The organism is Rhodoferax sp. (assembly GCF_030653815.1).
Taxonomy (GTDB): domain Bacteria; phylum Pseudomonadota; class Gammaproteobacteria; order Burkholderiales; family Burkholderiaceae_C; genus Rhodoferax.
Genome location: NZ_JAURYQ010000006.1, coordinates 166913 through 182833 on the forward strand (window position 1 = coordinate 166913; position 15921 = coordinate 182833).

The 15921-nt window shown below is 56.2% G+C and carries 25 protein-coding genes and 1 tRNA gene; 1 reads left to right on the plus strand and 25 read right to left on the minus strand.

Annotation, left to right across the window (positions count from 1 at the left end; translation table 11 throughout):
• Nucleotides 1-4 precede the first annotated feature (4 nt).
• Genes petA through Q7U49_RS01945 form a run of 3 tightly spaced genes read right to left on the minus strand, consistent with a single transcriptional unit; the run spans nucleotide 5 to nucleotide 2535 of the window.
• On the minus strand, nucleotides 5-622 hold the full coding sequence (gene petA, locus Q7U49_RS01935; RefSeq protein ID WP_304762066.1) for a ubiquinol-cytochrome c reductase iron-sulfur subunit: 618 nt from the start codon (nucleotides 620-622) through the stop codon (nucleotides 5-7).
• A 37-nt stretch (nucleotides 623-659) separates the two neighbouring features.
• A complete protein-coding gene (pdxA, locus tag Q7U49_RS01940) occupies nucleotides 660-1775 on the minus strand; it encodes a 4-hydroxythreonine-4-phosphate dehydrogenase PdxA (protein ID WP_304762067.1) in 1116 nt (371 codons plus the stop codon).
• A gap of 1 nt (nucleotide 1776) precedes the next feature.
• Nucleotides 1777-2535 carry a Nif3-like dinuclear metal center hexameric protein gene (locus tag Q7U49_RS01945; protein WP_304762068.1) on the minus strand — a complete coding sequence of 253 codons (759 nt, stop codon included), beginning with the start codon at nucleotides 2533-2535 and terminating at the stop codon, nucleotides 1777-1779.
• Between the two features lie 250 nt (nucleotides 2536-2785).
• On the opposite strand from Q7U49_RS01945, the gene Q7U49_RS01950 reads away from it, so the two are divergent.
• Nucleotides 2786-3928 (plus strand): S1C family serine protease, encoded by a 1143-nt coding sequence (locus Q7U49_RS01950; RefSeq protein ID WP_304762069.1) that lies wholly within the window; start codon nucleotides 2786-2788, stop codon nucleotides 3926-3928.
• 33 nt (nucleotides 3929-3961) lie between these two features.
• On the opposite strand, the gene tatC is transcribed toward Q7U49_RS01950, so the two are convergent.
• From tatC to rpmD, 22 genes are all read right to left on the minus strand, one after another.
• Nucleotides 3962-4759 (minus strand): twin-arginine translocase subunit TatC, encoded by a 798-nt coding sequence (tatC, locus tag Q7U49_RS01955; RefSeq protein ID WP_304762070.1) that lies wholly within the window; start codon nucleotides 4757-4759, stop codon nucleotides 3962-3964.
• Nucleotides 4759-5232 (minus strand): Sec-independent protein translocase protein TatB, encoded by a 474-nt coding sequence (tatB, locus tag Q7U49_RS01960; RefSeq protein ID WP_304762071.1) that lies wholly within the window; start codon nucleotides 5230-5232, stop codon nucleotides 4759-4761. The genes tatC and tatB overlap by 1 nt, the downstream gene beginning before the upstream one ends.
• Nucleotides 5233-5274: 42 nt before the next feature.
• The gene (tatA, locus tag Q7U49_RS01965) at nucleotides 5275-5514 is read right to left on the minus strand and encodes a Sec-independent protein translocase subunit TatA (RefSeq protein ID WP_304762072.1); all 240 of its coding nucleotides are present in this window, start codon (nucleotides 5512-5514) and stop codon (nucleotides 5275-5277) included.
• 67 nt (nucleotides 5515-5581) lie between these two features.
• A complete protein-coding gene (locus tag Q7U49_RS01970) occupies nucleotides 5582-5956 on the minus strand; it encodes a histidine triad nucleotide-binding protein (RefSeq protein WP_304762073.1) in 375 nt (124 codons plus the stop codon).
• Nucleotides 5953-6381, minus strand: a complete 429-nt coding sequence (locus Q7U49_RS01975; RefSeq protein ID WP_304762074.1) for a hypothetical protein — start codon at nucleotides 6379-6381, stop codon at nucleotides 5953-5955. The genes Q7U49_RS01970 and Q7U49_RS01975 overlap by 4 nt, the downstream gene beginning before the upstream one ends.
• Nucleotides 6378-6770: a phosphoribosyl-ATP diphosphatase gene (locus Q7U49_RS01980; RefSeq protein ID WP_304762075.1), complete on the minus strand. Its 393-nt coding sequence runs from the start codon at nucleotides 6768-6770 to the stop codon at nucleotides 6378-6380. Before Q7U49_RS01980 ends, Q7U49_RS01975 begins: the two co-directional genes overlap by 4 nt.
• Complete coding sequence (gene hisI / locus Q7U49_RS01985) at nucleotides 6770-7162, minus strand: phosphoribosyl-AMP cyclohydrolase (protein ID WP_304762076.1); 393 nt, start codon at nucleotides 7160-7162, stop codon at nucleotides 6770-6772. Before hisI ends, Q7U49_RS01980 begins: the two co-directional genes overlap by 1 nt.
• Nucleotides 7163-7258: 96 nt before the next feature.
• Nucleotides 7259-8059, minus strand: coding sequence for an imidazole glycerol phosphate synthase subunit HisF (hisF, locus tag Q7U49_RS01990; protein WP_304762077.1), 801 nt, complete (start codon nucleotides 8057-8059; stop codon nucleotides 7259-7261).
• Nucleotides 8060-8074: 15 nt separating this feature from the next.
• Nucleotides 8075-8815 carry a 1-(5-phosphoribosyl)-5-[(5-phosphoribosylamino)methylideneamino]imidazole-4-carboxamide isomerase gene (gene hisA, locus Q7U49_RS01995; RefSeq protein ID WP_304762078.1) on the minus strand — a complete coding sequence of 247 codons (741 nt, stop codon included), beginning with the start codon at nucleotides 8813-8815 and terminating at the stop codon, nucleotides 8075-8077.
• A gap of 63 nt (nucleotides 8816-8878) precedes the next feature.
• The gene (hisH, locus tag Q7U49_RS02000; RefSeq protein ID WP_304762079.1) at nucleotides 8879-9562 is read right to left on the minus strand and encodes an imidazole glycerol phosphate synthase subunit HisH; all 684 of its coding nucleotides are present in this window, start codon (nucleotides 9560-9562) and stop codon (nucleotides 8879-8881) included.
• Nucleotides 9563-9611: 49 nt separating this feature from the next.
• On the minus strand, nucleotides 9612-10250 hold the full coding sequence (gene hisB / locus Q7U49_RS02005) for an imidazoleglycerol-phosphate dehydratase HisB (RefSeq protein ID WP_304762081.1): 639 nt from the start codon (nucleotides 10248-10250) through the stop codon (nucleotides 9612-9614).
• 154 nt (nucleotides 10251-10404) lie between these two features.
• Nucleotides 10405-10481, minus strand: a tRNA-Met gene (locus Q7U49_RS02010).
• 21 nt (nucleotides 10482-10502) lie between these two features.
• Nucleotides 10503-10898 carry a 50S ribosomal protein L17 gene (rplQ, locus tag Q7U49_RS02015; RefSeq protein WP_304762082.1) on the minus strand — a complete coding sequence of 132 codons (396 nt, stop codon included), beginning with the start codon at nucleotides 10896-10898 and terminating at the stop codon, nucleotides 10503-10505.
• 68 nt (nucleotides 10899-10966) lie between these two features.
• Nucleotides 10967-11959: a DNA-directed RNA polymerase subunit alpha gene (rpoA, locus tag Q7U49_RS02020; protein ID WP_304762083.1), complete on the minus strand. Its 993-nt coding sequence runs from the start codon at nucleotides 11957-11959 to the stop codon at nucleotides 10967-10969.
• A 103-nt stretch (nucleotides 11960-12062) separates the two neighbouring features.
• Complete coding sequence (gene rpsD, locus Q7U49_RS02025; RefSeq protein ID WP_304762173.1) at nucleotides 12063-12686, minus strand: 30S ribosomal protein S4; 624 nt, start codon at nucleotides 12684-12686, stop codon at nucleotides 12063-12065.
• Nucleotides 12687-12770: 84 nt separating this feature from the next.
• Nucleotides 12771-13175, minus strand: a complete 405-nt coding sequence (rpsK, locus tag Q7U49_RS02030; RefSeq protein WP_300217505.1) for a 30S ribosomal protein S11 — start codon at nucleotides 13173-13175, stop codon at nucleotides 12771-12773.
• Nucleotides 13176-13194: 19 nt separating this feature from the next.
• Nucleotides 13195-13560 (minus strand): 30S ribosomal protein S13, encoded by a 366-nt coding sequence (gene rpsM / locus Q7U49_RS02035; protein WP_300217502.1) that lies wholly within the window; start codon nucleotides 13558-13560, stop codon nucleotides 13195-13197.
• Nucleotides 13561-13584: 24 nt separating this feature from the next.
• A complete protein-coding gene (gene rpmJ / locus Q7U49_RS02040) occupies nucleotides 13585-13698 on the minus strand; it encodes a 50S ribosomal protein L36 (RefSeq protein WP_012348927.1) in 114 nt (37 codons plus the stop codon).
• Nucleotides 13699-13732: 34 nt separating this feature from the next.
• Complete coding sequence (infA, locus tag Q7U49_RS02045; protein ID WP_223907181.1) at nucleotides 13733-13951, minus strand: translation initiation factor IF-1; 219 nt, start codon at nucleotides 13949-13951, stop codon at nucleotides 13733-13735.
• A 10-nt stretch (nucleotides 13952-13961) separates the two neighbouring features.
• Nucleotides 13962-15272, minus strand: coding sequence for a preprotein translocase subunit SecY (gene secY / locus Q7U49_RS02050; RefSeq protein ID WP_304762084.1), 1311 nt, complete (start codon nucleotides 15270-15272; stop codon nucleotides 13962-13964).
• Between the two features lie 22 nt (nucleotides 15273-15294).
• Nucleotides 15295-15726 carry a 50S ribosomal protein L15 gene (gene rplO, locus Q7U49_RS02055; protein ID WP_300217497.1) on the minus strand — a complete coding sequence of 144 codons (432 nt, stop codon included), beginning with the start codon at nucleotides 15724-15726 and terminating at the stop codon, nucleotides 15295-15297.
• Between the two features lie 10 nt (nucleotides 15727-15736).
• Nucleotides 15737-15919, minus strand: coding sequence for a 50S ribosomal protein L30 (rpmD, locus tag Q7U49_RS02060; RefSeq protein ID WP_304730375.1), 183 nt, complete (start codon nucleotides 15917-15919; stop codon nucleotides 15737-15739).
• Nucleotides 15920-15921 lie beyond the last annotated feature (2 nt).

Here is a 15921-nt window from a genome sequence, read left to right on the forward strand (position 1 = left end):
GTCCTTAGGCTTTTTTGTCTTCACCAATGAGCAACTTGGTGTCGGAAAGGTACATGTGCGGCGGAACCTCGAGGTTGTCGGGTGCCGGTTTGTTTTTGAAAACACGTCCTGCCAGATCGAACGTTGAACCGTGGCAGGGGCAGAAAAAACCACCAGTCCAGTCGTCAGGCAAGGAGGGTTGTGGGCCGGCTGTGAACTTTTCTGAAGGCGAGCAACCCAGATGGGTGCAGATACCCACCACCACCAGGTACTCCGGCTTGATGGACCGGCTCTCGTCCTTGCGGGCGTACTCAGGGGCCTGCTCGGTCGGCTTGCGCTGCGACAGCGGGTCAGCCAGTTGGTCGTTGAGCTTGGGTAGCGCCGCCAGCTGCTCCGGCGTGCGACGCACGATCCAGACCGGCTTGCCACGCCATTCCACGGTCATCTTTTCCCCGGGTTTGATCGCGGAAATGTCAGCTTCAACCGCTGCACCAGCGGCTTTGGCTTTTTCGGAGGGTTGAAAGGAGCTCACAAAAGGAACTGCTGCGGCGATACCGCCCACTGCACCAGCACAACCAGATGCAATGAGCCAGGTCCTTTTACTTGGGTCGATGGGGCCGCTTGCGGCGAGCGTTTCACTCATGAGAGTCCTCAATGGAAAAATGGAATTAGTAACAACCCTAGATTCTAACGGAGCCGTTTGCCTCTCGTTCGATGAAGTCCGCCCGGGCGCCAGGGATGAGCTGCCGCGCAACGCGAATCGCTTCCATCAGGCTGGAAGCATCTGCCTTGCCAGTACCGGCAATGTCAAAGGCTGTGCCATGGTCCGGGCTGGTCCGCACCAGCGGCAAGCCCAAGGTCACGTTGACACCCTTGTCCACGCCCAGGTACTTGACGGGAATCAGTCCCTGATCGTGGTACATCGCCAACACCACATCAAACTCACCGGGCTGGCCCGGCTGCGCCCGTGCGCGCATGAAAACCGTGTCAGGGGCCAGCGGGTCACTGGCCTGCACCCCTTGGGCGCGCGCCGCCATCACGGCGGGCCCGATGATGTCCAGTTCTTCTCGACCAAACAGACCCCCTTCGCCAGCATGCGGATTCAGCCCGGCCACGCCGATCCGCGGCGCACGCCCCAGAATGGCCTGCAGGGAGCGGTGCGTGATCAGCAAGGATTCGAGCACCTGCTCAAAGGTGACCGCCGCCAGGGCCTGCCGCAAGGACACATGGATGCTGACCAGCACCACACGCAGTTCGTCGTTCGCCAGCATCATGCGCACCGGCAGTTGCGTCACCGAGGTCTTGAGATGCGCCGCTGCCAAGGATTGCAGCAGTTCGGTGTGGCCCGGAAAATCGTCATAGGGTGCCCCGACCAAGGACAGCGCCGCCTTGTTCAGCGGCGCCGTGACGAGGGCAGCCACCTCGCCACGCAAGGCCGCCTTGGCCGCCCAGACCACACAGTCACCCGCCAATTGCCCCGCGCCGGCGCTGACCCGGCCAAAGGCAGCAGGCTCGCCACCTGCCAAAGCGGTCGAGCTGATTTGCCAAACCGGGATACAGCGTGGCGGGCAATCCAGCACCTCCTGCAAGTCGGCCAAGGTGGCCACTGGCAGGGCGACACCGGGCCCTGCCACCACCGCCGCGGCCCGACGCAGGGTGGCGACGTCGCCCACCACAAAGCAGCCACGCGTGAGATCCGGTGCATCACGAAACGCCTTGACGATGGTCTCGGGGCCGATGCCAGCCGGGTCCCCCAGGGTAATGGCAATGGGCAATGAGCGGGTTGATTCAGTCATGTCAGGCGGGGTTATCGATGTCAATGAATTCATGCACCAGGCCCAATTGGGCGGCCACATGGGCGGCCACTGCGGGTGCGCCGTAGCGCTCGGTGGCATGGTGACCACAGGCCAGATAAGCGACACCGCATTCGCGTGCGTAATGGGCCTGTGGCTCGGATAGCTCACCGGTGATGAAGGCGTCGGCGCCCGCTTCGATAGCGGCCTCAAAGTAGCTTTGCGCGCCACCGCTGCACCAGGCTATTTTGCGAAGCGTTTTATGCTGCTCACCGACCAAGGTCACCGCGCGCCCGAGTGCCTGCTCGATGTGCGCCGCCAGGTCTTGCGGCGACGCAAATGATTGACCGTCCGCGCGCTGTCCCAGGCAGCCAAGCGCTTGTTCGCCAAACTGCGACTGCGCCACCAGGCCCAGCTGCAGCGCGAGCTGCGCGTTGTTGCCGAGGGTGGGATGGGCATCCAGCGGCAAGTGGTAGGCAAACAGATTGATGTCATGCGCCAGCAGCAAAGCCAGCCGCTGCTTCATCCAGCCGGTCACGCAGCCGTCCTGGCCTCGCCAAAACAGACCATGATGCACAAAAATGGTGTCCGCCCCAGCGGCAATGGCGGCTTCGATCAGGGCACGGCTGGCAGTGACCCCCGAGACAAGTTTGCCCACTTGCGCCCGGCCCTCCACCTGCAAGCCATTGGGCCCGTAGTCTTTGAAGCGCTCAGGTTGCAACAAGTCGTCCAGCGCGCGCAGTAATTCAGCTCGTTCACACATGTCCGGGTCAAGGCCTTTAGAAAAGATTGCGAGTCAGATCACTCGCCTGGCGACGTGCTCTGACCCCAACTGATGAGAAACTTGATGATAAGCGGACGAAGCCAACGGCGCCGAGGCTCGGGCTATTCGCGGGATATTGGCCTGAGATGAGGGCATGCCGCTATTGGCGGACCTTGAAAAGGGTCAGTAGACCTACAATTTGCCGGCCTAGTGCTGTTCCACCTTCACCAAGCTTCATGCTTGCCCTGTCATGAAAAGATTTTGGTTGTTATTTTCTCAATCGGTCACGGTGCTGCTGGCCGTCTACTTTGTGGTGCTGACGCTCAAACCGGCCTGGCTGGATGGCGTCAACGTCCAACCGGCCTCGGTTGCGCTGATTGAAGCGCCTGCAGGGGTCGCCACGGAAGTGCCAGCAGGCAGCTTTCGGCTGGCAGCACAAAAGTCATCGTCAGCCGTGGTGAGCATCAACACCAGTAAAAATGCCCGGTCGAGCCCACACAGCAGCGATCCCTGGTTCCGGTTTTTTTTTGGTGACCAGGAAAATGCGCCACAGGTGGGTCTGGGCAGTGGCGTGATCGTGAGTGCCAACGGCTACATCCTGACCAACAACCACGTGGTGGAAAGTGCTGACGAGATTGAAGTGATCCTGAACGACAGCCGGCGTGCGCCCGCCAAGGTGATCGGCACCGACCCGGACTCTGACCTGGCCGTGCTCAAAATTGAACTGGAGCGCTTGCCGGTCATGGTGCTGGGCAACTCCGACAGCCTGCAGGTGGGCGACCAGGTGCTGGCCATTGGCAACCCGTTTGGCGTGGGCCAAACCGTGACCAGTGGCATTGTCAGCGCCCTGGGGCGAAACCAGTTGGGCATCAACACTTTTGAGAATTTCATCCAGACCGACGCTGCCATCAATCCGGGCAATTCTGGGGGAGCGCTGGTGGACATCGACGGCAACCTGCTGGGCATCAATACCGCCATCTATTCGCGCTCGGGAGGCAGCATGGGCATTGGTTTTGCCATTCCTGTGTCCACCGCAAAAATGGTGCTGGAGGGCATTGTGAAAGACGGCCAGGTCACGCGTGGCTGGATCGGGGTGGAACCCAATGAACTCACGCCCGAACTGGCGCAAACTTTTGGCGTGGCAGCACAGCAAGGCGTCATCATCACCGGCGTTCTGCAAAACGGTCCGGCGGCTCAGGCGGGAATGAAACCTGGCGATGTGGTGACCCGCATAGGCAATCAGGACATTCGCAACGTGGCCGAACTGCTGACCCAGGTGGCAGCGCTCAAACCAGGCACGGCCGCAGCTTTTGAAGTGCAGCGCACGCAGGGAAAAACGAAGCTGCAGGTGACGCCCGGTGTGCGCCCAAAAGCGCGGCGACAAGCGCAATAAGCGACGGCTTAAATCAGGCTTGGGTCGCCCGTTTTAGCCCGGACTGCTGCTTGTTTCGGCGCTGTCTTCGGGCTTTTTGGTGTGCCGGATGAAAATTTGCGCTGCCCAGATACCCACTTCGTACAGCAGGCACATCGGGATGGCCAGGGCCAGTTGTGATACCACGTCGGGCGGTGTCACGATGGCCGCAATGATGAAAGCCAAAACGACAAAGTAACCGCGAAATTCCTTGAGCTTTTGAATGCTGAAAATGCCCATGCGCGCCAGTACCACCACGACCACGGGCACTTCAAACGCCATACCAAAGGCAAGAAACATGGACAACACGAAACCGAGGTAGGCCTCGATATCAGGCGAGGCCGTGATGCTGGCCGGCGCAAAACTCTGAATGAAGGCAAAGACGCGGCCAAAAACAAAGAAATAGCAAAACGCCACACCAATGAAAAACAGCCCGGTGCTGGACACCACCAGCGGCATCACCAGCTTTTTTTCGTGCGAGTACAGCCCGGGCGCCACAAAGGCCCACAACTGGTACAAAACCACGGGCAAGGCAATCATGAAAGCGGCCATCAACAGCACCTTGAGCGGCACCATGAAGGGCGAAATCACCGAGGTGGCAATCAGCGTGGCGCCCTTGGGCAAATGGGCCACCAAGGGGGCCGCCATCAGGTCGTACAAAGCACCGGGGCCGGGATAGACACCCAGCGCCACCGCCACCACCGCAACCGCAATGAAGGCCTTGACCAGCCGATCACGCAGCTCGACCAGGTGCGCCACGAAAGGCTGCTCGGAACCGGCCAACTCGTCGTCTTTTTTTGGGGAATCAGTCATCAATTGAATTTGGTGGGTCGGAAACGCGCCACCCGGGCCGCGCCCGACAGGGCTTTGGTACGCACACCGGTACGGGCCTTGAACCAGTTGGGCGTGGCCCCTTGTTTGAGACGCCAGTTTTTCTTGGGGTGCCGGTACTCGGGCGAGGGCTCAGGCAGGGCGAGCTGGTAATCAGAACCCGATCCGGTATCCACTTGGGTGGCATCTGCCCAGGTTTTCTCGAAGTCGGCAGCACTGCTTTGCACCGACTCACTGACGTCCTTGGCCGCAGCTTCGACACTTTCCTTCATTTTCTTGAGTTCATCAAGCTCCATGGAGCGACTGACCTCGGCCTTGACGTCGCTCACGTAGCGCTGAGCCTTGCCAAGCAGGGTACCCACCGTACGTGCGACACGCGGCAATTTTTCAGGGCCAATGACGATCAGTGCCACAGCACCGATCATGGCCAGCTTGGAAATACCGAGATCAATCATGCAGGCCTTGCGCCAGACCGCATGCGGCCAACCGTGCGCTCATCAGGACTTTTGCTTGGCTTCCACGTCGATCGTGGTTTTTTCAGCCGCCGCTGCATTAGCCACCTGGGCAGACTCAGCCGCCTTGTCTTCCGGCGCAGTGCCACCGTCTTTCATGCCTTCCTTGAAACCCTTGACGGCACCACCGAGGTCGCCGCCGAGATTTTTAAGTTTTTTGGTGCCAAACACCATGATGACGATCAACAGAACAATCAACCAATGCCAAATAGAAAATGAACCCATCGTGGTCTCCTAAAGAATGTACGGATTTTAAGGGGCGCACCTGATTGGCGCGCCCGACAGAGAAAATTTAACCCCGCAACCAGGGGCGTGGACCACCCATCACGTGCACGTGCAGGTGATGCACCTCTTGCGCACCCTCCACACCGGTATTGGCCAGCATCCGGAACCCCCCCTCGGGGTAGGGATTGCAGCCTTCCTGCAAAGCCAGCTTGGGAACCAGCACCATCATGCGGCCCATCAGCGCGGCGTGGTCTTCGGTGAGCAAGGCCATGGAAGGAATGTGCAGCTTGGGAATGACCAGAAAATGCACTGGCGCCCATGGGTGAATGTCGTGAAAAGCGTACAGATCGTCGTCCTGATAGACCAGCCTGGACGGAATTTTCCCGGCAACAATCTTGCAAAACAGGCAATCCGGGTCGTTCGGAACCACATGCTCGATCATGCTGACATCTCCATTGGCAAACCTTTGTTCATGCGCACCATGCCGCTGACGATACGGTACAAAAACCAGACTGAAATACCCAGCCAGGCCAGCCAACCGGGAAGAAAAAACAGCAACCACAGTGGCGCGGTGACCAGATACAGCAATGCCGCAATGATGACGGTGCGAATGCGCCAGCTGAAATGCGTGGCATGCCAGCTACCCTCGGCATCGCTGCGCTTGACGAGGTCAATCACCAGCGCAATGACGAGCAGCACCGGACCGAACTGTCCGCCCGGAATCAGCGCGCCCACCGCCACGATCAGATGCAGGACATAGCTGACGGTCCCCCACGCATTGAGCCCGTTGAGCGTTTGCACGTCCAGTTCGCGCCAGGCAGCACCCTCATGGGGTGTCTGATTGTGGGGGGTGGAGTCCTGTGTCATGTCACATTTCCTTGCCCAGGAATTTCGTGTTCCTTGAGCTTTCGCATAGCCTTCTCTTCGAGACCGCTGGTCCCTTCGCGGCGCACCAGTTCGGCAATGACATCAGCGGGAGTCAGGCCGTAGTGGGCCAGCGCGATCATGCTATGAAACCACAGGTCAGCCACCTCATAGACGATCTTGCTTTTGTCGCCACCATGGTCGGCGTCCTTGGCGGCCATGACCACCTCGGTTGCTTCTTCGCCGATCTTTTTCAGGAAAGCATCAGGACCCTTGTGCAGCAGCCGCGCCACGTAACTGGCCTCCGGGTTGCCGCCGTGGGCGGGCAGTCGCGACGCAATGACAGCAGCCAGCGCAGCCAGCGAGTCGGCAGAATTTGTATCGGGGCGCATCACGCTTTATAAATGGTTTGGGGATCTTTCAGGACCGGATCAACGACCTTCCAGGCGCCATTGTCATACACACTGTAAAAACAACTGTGTCGACCGGTATGACAGGCCAAGCCAGGCGTGTGACCGGTCTGGGTGACCTTGAGCAAAATGACATCGCTGTCGCAGTCCAGGCGAATTTCATGGACGGTCTGCACATGGCCGGATTCCTCGCCCTTGAACCACAGCTTGTTGCGCGAGCGGCTGAAATACACGGCACGACCCGATTCAGCCGTTTTTTGCAAGGCTTCGCGGTTCATCCAGGCCATCATCAGCACGTCGCCACTGCCCTGCTCTTGCGCAATGGCAGGAATGAGGCCTTGGGCGTCCCATTTGAGTTTATCTAACCAGTTCATGACCAGATTGTCGATGATTTGACGGATCAGAATTCCAGAAAATGTTGAGGACAGAGCAAGCTCACTGCGTATCGCTTTGGTCTGTCCCGCAAATCATCAGATTCTCACCGGGATGCCACGCGCCGCCATATGGGCTTTGGCCTGCGCCACAGTGAATTCGCCGTAGTGAAAGATGCTGGCCGCCAACACCGCGTCCGCCCCACCCTGCTGGATGCCGTCGGCCAGGTGGTCCAGTGTGCCCACGCCGCCCGAAGCAATCACGGGCACATTGACCGCATCACTGACAGCGCGGGTCAAGGCCAGATCAAAACCTGCCTTGGTCCCGTCGCGGTCCATGCTGGTGAGCAAAATCTCACCGGCGCCAAAATCTGCCATCTGACGCGCCCAGGCGACGGCGTCGAGACCGGTGTTTTTACGCCCGCCGTGGCTGTACACGTCCCAGCCCTCGCCCACAGGCAAGCCATGAGGATCCAGCCGATGCACATCATCGCCCGAGCGTCGCTTGGCATCAATGGCCACCACAATGCACTGCGCACCGTATTTTCCGGAAGCATCGCGAATCACCTGAGGATTGGCGATGGCTGCCGAATTGAAACTGGTTTTGTCAGCGCCGGCGTTGAGCAGACGGCGCACATCGTCCACAGTGCGCACACCGCCACCCACGGTCAATGGAATGAATACCTGGCTGGCTACCGCCTCAATGATGTGCAAAATCAGATCGCGGCCATCACTGGTGGCGGTAATGTCCAAAAAGGTAAGTTCGTCAGCGCCCTGCTCGTTGTAACGCGCGGCAATTTCCACCGGATCGCCCGCATCACGCAGTTCGACAAAATTGACCCCTTTGACCACCCTGCCACCCGTGACGTCGAGGCAGGGGATGATGCGTTTGGCTAGCACAAGACCATCCGACGTTCAGCCATTGAGCTCATCGGCCCGCTCTTGCGCCGCTTCGAAGTCCAGATCACCGCTGTAAATGGCGCGACCACAAATGACGCCTTCAACACCCTCATCTTCAACCGCGCACAAGGCTTCGATATCAGCCAGGTTGGACAAACCGCCGGAGGCGATCACGGGAATGGTCAGCGCCTGCGCCAAGCGTACCGTGGCTTCGATGTTGATGCCTGTCAACATGCCGTCACGGCCAATGTCGGTGTAAATGATGGACTCGACACCAAAGTCTTCGAACTTCTTGGCCAGGTCAATGACATCGTGCCGAGTCAACTTGCTCCAGCCATCGGTGGCCACCTTGCCGTCCTTGGCATCCAGGCCGACGATGATGTGGCCACCAAACGCGGTGCAGGCGTCCTGCAAAAAACCAGGATTGCGCACCGCTGCGGTACCAATGATGACGTAGCGCAAACCCGCATCCAGATAACGTTCAATGGTGTCGAGATCGCGAATACCGCCGCCCAACTGAACATCAACCTCACTGCCAACGGTCTTGAGTATCTTGCGGATGGCTGCCTCATTTTTGGGTGTCCCGGCAAAAGCGCCATTCAGGTCCACCAAGTGAACGCGGCGCGCCCCCTTGTCAACCCAACTGCGCGCCATGACCGAAGGCTCTTCGCTGAAGGTGGTTGAAAGTGACATGTCGCCCTGTTGCAGGCGCACACAATGGCCGTCTTTTAGATCAATGGCAGGAATTAAAAGCATGATGCTTCAGTGAGGGAGTGAATAGGCTTCGGCTAAGGCAGCACGAATGGTGAAAAAGTGAAGTCAAGGATTCCAGTGGAGGAAATTACGGTACAGGCACAGGCCGTGTTCAGCGCTTTTTTCAGGATGAAACTGGGTGGCAAAAATATTATCACGGGCAATGGCTGAACAAAAGCGCTGGCCATAGTCGGTTTCACCCACGCTGTGGCGCAGATCAGACGGTTTGGCGTAAAAGCTATGAACAAAGTAAAAGTAACTGCCGTCAGGCACGTCGCCCCAAACCGGGTGCGGCGCAGCGCCATGGTTATTGCGCCAAACCTGGTTCCAGCCCATTTGCGGCACCTTGTAACGGCTGCCATCAGGTTGCGTTTGCCCCACCAGGTCAAACTTGACAACTTCGCCATGGATCAAACCCAAGCCCGCTGTGTCGCCCTCAGCGCTGTGGTCCAGCAGCATCTGCATGCCGACACACACACCGAACAAAGGCTTGGAGGCAGCGGCTTCCAGGACGGACTGCAGCAATCCGGATTCGCGCAATTCGCGCATGCAGTCCGGCATGGCACCTTGGCCTGGCAGTACCACCCGCTCGGAACTACGAACCACATCGGGGTCCTGGGTGATCACCACCTCAAACCCGGTACCGCTGGCCGCTGCTTTGACCGCCTGGGAAACCGAGCGCAAATTCCCCATGCCGTAGTCGACCACAGCAACGGTTTTCCCGGAGTCGTGTCGGACGCCTAAATTCATGGTGTATTGGGCTCTACCATCGACGAACAGAGCAACTGATCAAGCGCGTTCAGAGCGAGCCCTTGGTCGATGGAATGCTGCCGACGGCGCGCGGATCCACCTCAAGCGCCGCACGCAGGGCACGGGCAAAAGCCTTGAACACGGTCTCGGCCTGATGGTGCGCGTTGGCGCCCTTGAGGTTGTCGATATGCAGGGTCACCAGCGCGTGATTGACAAAGCCCTGGAAAAACTCATGCATCAACTGGCTGTCAAAGTTGCCGATCATGCCGCTGGTGAAGGGCACGTCCATGACCAGGCCCGGACGGCCGGAAAAATCGATCACCACCCGGCTCAAGGCCTCGTCGAGAGGAACATAAGCATGGCCGTACCGTCGGATACCCTTCTTATCGCCCACCGCTTTGTAAACCGCCTGCCCCAGCGTGATGCCGACATCTTCGACCGTGTGATGACCATCGATGTGCAGATCACCGTCGGCATCAATGTCAAGGTCAATCAGCCCATGACGGGCGATCTGGTCGAGCATGTGATCAAAAAAACCGATGCCGGTGTGCAAGTGCGACTGACCTGTGCCATCCAGGTTGACGCGCACCGTGATCTTTGTTTCTGCCGTCTGACGCATCACATCGGCACATCGCGGCAGGGGACTCGCCAAGTTATCAGGCAATTCTGTCAATGGGTAGTTCGTCATGGAAGCTTGTTAACAGCAAAAAAACAAAAAAAAGACAGTCAAATGCAAATTCAGACGATGCCGTACATGCACCGAATTGGCCAGTTTAAATACAAAACGAATTCATGCTCACGAATACACAAAAAAAAAGCCCACTAAAGTAGGCTTTTTAAATTGGTTGCGCGAGAAGGATTTGAACCTCCGACCTTTGGGTTATGAGCCCAACGAGCTACCAGACTGCTCCATCGCGCGGTATGTTTGTATTGTAACCGATTAAGCGGCTGTTTCGGCTTCTGGCGCAACAGTTTCCGGGCCACGGTCAACCAATTCCACGATACACATGGGCGCGTTATCACCCACGCGGAAACCCATTTTCAGGATGCGGGTGTAGCCGCCTGGACGCGCATTGAAACGCGGACCCAACACGTTGAACAATTTGACCACCGAGTCACGATCGCGCAAGCGATCAAATGCCAGGCGCCGGTTAGCGAGTGTTGCAGTTTTTGCCAACGTGATCATTGGCTCAACCACACGACGCAACTCCTTGGCTTTGGGCACGGTTGTCTTTATGACCTCGTGCTCAATCAGAGAATTCATCATGTTGCGCAGCATCGCCAAACGATGCGAAGAAGTGCGATTTAGTTTGCGAAGACCTAGTCCGTGACGCATGGTAATTTCCTTTTATTTAATTAAAACAGCCGTATCAGGTACTGTTCATGTCACATCGATAAATTTAATTATCGTTTTTCAAGTGCAACTGGAGGCCAGCTTTCAAGCTTCATGCCCAAAGTCAAGCCGCGGGAAGCCAGCACTTCCTTGATTTCATTGAGCGATTTCCGACCCAGATTAGGTGTCTTGAGCAGCTCGTTTTCAGTGCGCTGAATCAGGTCGCCGATGTAGTAAATATTTTCGGCCTTGAGACAGTTTGCAGAACGCACCGTCAGTTCAAGCTCATCGACCGGACGCAAAAGCACCGGGTCAAAGTTCGAGCTACCGCCACGCACCGGCGATGCAATGATGGAATCAACATCACCACCTTCAAGCTGCGCAAAAACGGCCATCTGTTCGATCAGGATCTTGGCCGAAGCGCGCACAGCATCTTCGGCCGAGAGCGCACCGTTGGTCTCGATATCGAGGATCAACTTGTCGAGGTCAGTACGCTGCTCGACGCGCGCGCTTTCCACCGTGTAACTGACCCGCTTGACTGGCGAGAACGAGGCATCGAGGACGATACGGCCAATGGACTTGGTGGTGTCGTCCAAGTGACGGCGCATGGTACCCGGTACATAACCACGACCACGTTCCACTTTGATCTGCACATCCAGCTTGCCACCGTGCGCCAGATTGGCAATGACATGATCAGGGTTGATGATTTCAACATCGTGCGGCGTCTGGATGTCGCCCGCGCAGACAACGCCTTCGGTATCCTTGCGCAAGCTCAACGTGACTTCGTCACGGTTGTAGAGCTTGAAAACGATACCTTTGAGGTTCAGCAAAATGTTGACGACGTCCTCATGAACACCTTCAATCGAAGAATATTCGTGCAACACACCGGCAATCGTGACCTCGGTCGGGGCAAACCCAGGCATGGACGACAGCAACACACGACGCAAGGCGTTACCCAAGGTGTGACCGTAGCCCCTTTCAAAAGGCTCTAGTACAACTTTAGCCCTGTTGGTAGACAACTGCTCAACATTGATCGCCTTAGGTTTTAGTAAAATATTTTGCATGTACAAATCCTCTTGATACCCCCGGTGACTTACACCGGTAAAGGCTTACGATGCAACAGACGACCCATAAACCATCGGTTGCCAAAACATAGGCTGCTTACACTTAACGTGAATACAGCTCAACAATCAGTGACTCATTCACGTCAGCTGCGAACTGGTCACGATCTGGTACTGATTTGAAAACGCCTTCGGCCTTTTCAATGTTGACTTCAACCCAGGCAGGCATGCCCACTTGTTGCGCCAATTGCAGGGCCTCAGCAATACGTGCTTGTTTGTTCGATTTTTCACGAACAGCCACCACGTCACCCACCTTGACCAGGTAGGAGGGAATGTTCACGGACTTGCCGTTCACAATAATTGCCTTGTGCGAAACGAGCTGACGGGACTCAGCGCGGGTGGAGCCGAAGCCCATCCGGTAAACAACGTTGTCAAGACGCGTTTCGAGCAACGCCAGCAAATTGGCGCCGGTGTTGCCTTTGCGACGGTCGGCTTCCTCAAAATACCGACGGAACTGCTTCTCGAGCACGCCGTACATACGTTTGACTTTTTGCTTTTCGCGCAACTGAATACCGAAGTCGGAGGTACGGGCACCTGAAGTGCGGCCGTGCTGACCGGGTTTGGAGTCGAACTTGACCTTGTCACCAATCGAGCGACGGGCGCTCTTCAGGAACAGGTCGGTGCCTTCACGGCGGGAGAGTTTGCCCTTGGGGCCTAAAAAACGTGCCACTTGAATTTCCTTTTTGATCATCTACCGCTTGAAAAAGCGGGAGCCAATGTGCGGACACATTGGCGGTGGGCTTGGTTTGAAAAATTAGATGCGACGACGCTTCTGTGGGCGGCAACCGTTGTGCGGAACCGGCGTCACATCAGCAATCATGTTGATTCGGATACCCAGGGCAGCCAGGGCACGAACCGAAGACTCACGGCCGGGACCCGGACCCTTGATCTCGACATCAAGATTCTTGATGCCTTGTTCAATGGCGGTGCGGCCAGCCACTTCCGAAGCCACCTGAGCAGCAAATGGCGTGGACTTTCTGGAACCTTTAAAACCTTGGCCACCAGAAGAAGCCCAGGCAAGAGAGTTGCCCTGACGATCAGTGATGGTGATGATGGTGTTGTTAAAGGAAGCGTGCACGTGCGCAATGCCGTCAGCAACGTTCTTTCGAACTTTCTTGCGAACGCGCTGTGCAGCGTTATTGGATGGAGCTTTAGCCATAATGAACTTTCAGAGCCTGTTATTTCTTGAGAGAAGCCGCTGCTTTACGAGGACCTTTGCGCGTGCGTGCATTGGTACGCGTGCGCTGACCACGCAAGGGCAGGCCACGACGATGGCGGAAGCCACGATAACAACCGATGTCCATCAAACGCTTGATGTTCATGGTGGTTTCGCGACGCAAATCACCTTCAATGGTGAACTTAGCGACTTCGTCACGCACTTTTTCAAGTTCTGAATCGGTCAGATCCTTGATTTTTTTGGCGTAGTCGACACCGCAAGATTCGCAAATCTTGCGGGCGCGGCTGCGTCCAATACCGAAAATGGCAGTCAAGCCAATTTCAGAATGCTTTTGTGGTGGAATATTGATACCAGCGATACGTGCCATTTTGATCCTCTATAACTCTTGCAATTAACCCTGACGCTGTTTGTGGCGTGGATCTGTACAGATCACACGAACCACGCCCTTACGCCGAATAATCTTGCAGTTGCGGCAAATTTTCTTGACCGAAGCCGAAACTTTCATTGCGTTCTCCTAAACAATTCGTAAACAGTTGAAACTACTTGGCTCGAAACACAATGCGTGCCCGGCTCAAATCGTACGGTGTAAGTTCTACAGTCACTTTGTCACCAGGCAAGATGCGGATGTAATGCATGCGCATTTTTCCGGAAATATGCCCTAAAACAATATGACCATTTTCAAGTTTGACCCTGAATGTTGCATTGGGAAGATTTTCTACAATCTCACCCTGCATTTGAATAACGTCGTCTTTTGCCATATGTTTAATCTCAGGAAGCCTTGAAGTTGGCTTTTTTCAGCAGAGATTCATATTGCTGCGACATCAAATAATTTTGCACCTGGGCCATGAAGTCCATGGTCACCACAACAATAATCAGCAATGAAGTACCACCAAAATAAAACGGTACGTTGTACTTGAGAATCAGAAACTCTGGCAACAAACACACCAATGTGATGTACATCGCACCAACAAACGTCAAGCGCAACAGAATCTTGTCGATGTACTTGGCCGTATGGTCACCCGGACGAATACCAGGAACGAAAGCGCCACTCTTCTTGAGATTGTCGGCAGTTTCACGGCTATTGAAAACCAGGGCCGTGTAAAAGAAACAAAAGAAAATAATGGCTGCAGCGTACAACATGACATAGATCGGCTGACCCGGCGTCAAGGAACCCGCGATGTCTTTCAACCAACGCATCGAATCACCTGCACTGAACCAACCAACCACGGTCGCAGGCAACAGAATGATCGACGATGCAAAGATCGGAGGGATCACGCCAGCCATGTTCAGCTTGAGCGGCAAGTGCGAAGACTGGCCACCATAAACCTTGTTACCAACCTGGCGTCGCGCATAATTCACAAGGATCTTGCGCTGGCCACGTTCGACAAACACCACAAAGTACGTCACCAGTGCCACCAGAATCACAATCAGCAGCGAAACAATAATGCTCATCGCCCCAGTACGAACCAATTCCAGCAAACCACCCACTGCGCTCGGTAAGCCCGCCGCAATACCCGCGAAGATCAGGATGGAGATACCGTTACCCAGTCCACGCTCGGTAATCTGTTCACCCAACCACATCAGGAAAAGCGTGCCCGCTGTCAGCGTGACCACAGCGGTCATGCGGAAGCCAAACCCAGGCTCGATCACCAGACCGGCAGAACTCTCAAGTGCCACAGCGATTCCCAAGGACTGGAACAAGGCCAGGCCAAGCGTGCCATAACGGGTGTACTGGGTAATCTTGCGACGCCCAGCCTCGCCCTCTTTCTTCAATTGCTCGAAGGCCGGCAGCACATACCCCAGCAACTGCATGATGATCGAAGCCGAAATGTACGGCATGATCCCCAGCGCAAAGATGGTGAATCTGGACAAAGCGCCACCCGAGAACATGTTGAACATGCCGAGGATACCGCCCTGCTGACCCTTGAAAAACTGCTGTAGCTGGACCGGATCGATGCCAGGCACCGGAATGTGTGCGCCCACACGGTAAACCACGAGGGCAAGCAACAGAAAGACCAAACGGCGACGCAAATCGCCGTATTTGTCTGACTTTGCCGCGAGAGCCGTACTGGTAGCCACTTACACCAATCCTGAATCTGTATTAAGCAACGCTGCCACCGGCAGCTTCAATCGCCAACTTGGCGGCCGCTGTAGCGCCAACACCATTGAGCTTGAAAGCCTTGGTGACTTCACCCGTCTTGATGATCTTGACCACCTTGGCCAACTCACCCACCAAACCAGCTTGCTTGAGCACGAGCACGTCAATGTCTGCCACGTCAAGCAAATTCAGTGCAGACAGAGTCACTTCAGCGTTGAATTTCAGCAGCGCGGACTTGAAGCCGCGCTTGGGAAGGCGACGCTGCATAGGCATTTGGCCGCCTTCAAAACCCACCTTGTGGTAACCACCGGCACGGGACTTTTGGCCCTTGTGACCACGGCCTGCTGTTTTACCAAGACCCGAGCCAATGCCGCGACCCACACGGCGTTTGTAATGTTTAGCGCCGTCAGCCGGCTTGATGCCATTGAGTTCCATCATTTACCTCTTACAGCACTTTAACCAAGTAGCTGATTTTGTTGATCATGCCGCGGACTTCGGGTGTATCCACCAGTTCACTGGTGCTGCGCATCTTGCGCAAACCCAGGCCACGAACAGTCGCACGGTGTGACTCTGCGCAACCAATCGGGCTACGCACAAGTTGAACGGTTACTTTTTTTTGCGTTGTCATTT

What these genes read in the sequence shown, in the direction of transcription:
- petA (WP_304762066.1), bottom strand. Translation starts at nt 622, where the DNA reads ATGAGTGAAACGCTCGCCGCAAGCGGCCCCATCGACCCAAGTAAAAGG.
- pdxA (WP_304762067.1), bottom strand. Translation starts at nt 1,775, where the DNA reads ATGACTGAATCAACCCGCTCATTGCCCATTGCCATTACCCTGGGGGAC.
- Q7U49_RS01945 (WP_304762068.1), bottom strand. Translation starts at nt 2,535, where the DNA reads ATGTGTGAACGAGCTGAATTACTGCGCGCGCTGGACGACTTGTTGCAA.
- Q7U49_RS01950 (WP_304762069.1), top strand. Translation starts at nt 2,786, where the DNA reads ATGAAAAGATTTTGGTTGTTATTTTCTCAATCGGTCACGGTGCTGCTG.
- tatC (WP_304762070.1), bottom strand. Translation starts at nt 4,759, where the DNA reads ATGACTGATTCCCCAAAAAAAGACGACGAGTTGGCCGGTTCCGAGCAG.
- tatB (WP_304762071.1), bottom strand. Translation starts at nt 5,232, where the DNA reads ATGATTGATCTCGGTATTTCCAAGCTGGCCATGATCGGTGCTGTGGCA.
- tatA (WP_304762072.1), bottom strand. Translation starts at nt 5,514, where the DNA reads ATGGGTTCATTTTCTATTTGGCATTGGTTGATTGTTCTGTTGATCGTC.
- Q7U49_RS01970 (WP_304762073.1), bottom strand. Translation starts at nt 5,956, where the DNA reads ATGATCGAGCATGTGGTTCCGAACGACCCGGATTGCCTGTTTTGCAAG.
- Q7U49_RS01975 (WP_304762074.1), bottom strand. Translation starts at nt 6,381, where the DNA reads ATGACACAGGACTCCACCCCCCACAATCAGACACCCCATGAGGGTGCT.
- Q7U49_RS01980 (WP_304762075.1), bottom strand. Translation starts at nt 6,770, where the DNA reads ATGCGCCCCGATACAAATTCTGCCGACTCGCTGGCTGCGCTGGCTGCT.
- hisI (WP_304762076.1), bottom strand. Translation starts at nt 7,162, where the DNA reads ATGAACTGGTTAGATAAACTCAAATGGGACGCCCAAGGCCTCATTCCT.
- hisA (WP_304762078.1), bottom strand. Translation starts at nt 8,815, where the DNA reads ATGCTTTTAATTCCTGCCATTGATCTAAAAGACGGCCATTGTGTGCGC.
- hisH (WP_304762079.1), bottom strand. Translation starts at nt 9,562, where the DNA reads ATGAATTTAGGCGTCCGACACGACTCCGGGAAAACCGTTGCTGTGGTC.
- hisB (WP_304762081.1), bottom strand. Translation starts at nt 10,250, where the DNA reads ATGACGAACTACCCATTGACAGAATTGCCTGATAACTTGGCGAGTCCC.
- rplQ (WP_304762082.1), bottom strand. Translation starts at nt 10,898, where the DNA reads ATGCGTCACGGACTAGGTCTTCGCAAACTAAATCGCACTTCTTCGCAT.
- rpoA (WP_304762083.1), bottom strand. Translation starts at nt 11,959, where the DNA reads ATGCAAAATATTTTACTAAAACCTAAGGCGATCAATGTTGAGCAGTTG.
- rpsK (WP_300217505.1), bottom strand. Translation starts at nt 13,175, where the DNA reads ATGGCTAAAGCTCCATCCAATAACGCTGCACAGCGCGTTCGCAAGAAA.
- rpsM (WP_300217502.1), bottom strand. Translation starts at nt 13,560, where the DNA reads ATGGCACGTATCGCTGGTATCAATATTCCACCACAAAAGCATTCTGAA.
- rpmJ (WP_012348927.1), bottom strand. Translation starts at nt 13,698, where the DNA reads ATGAAAGTTTCGGCTTCGGTCAAGAAAATTTGCCGCAACTGCAAGATT.
- infA (WP_223907181.1), bottom strand. Translation starts at nt 13,951, where the DNA reads ATGGCAAAAGACGACGTTATTCAAATGCAGGGTGAGATTGTAGAAAAT.
- rplO (WP_300217497.1), bottom strand. Translation starts at nt 15,726, where the DNA reads ATGGAACTCAATGGCATCAAGCCGGCTGACGGCGCTAAACATTACAAA.
- rpmD (WP_304730375.1), bottom strand. Translation starts at nt 15,919, where the DNA reads ATGACAACGCAAAAAAAAGTAACCGTTCAACTTGTGCGTAGCCCGATT.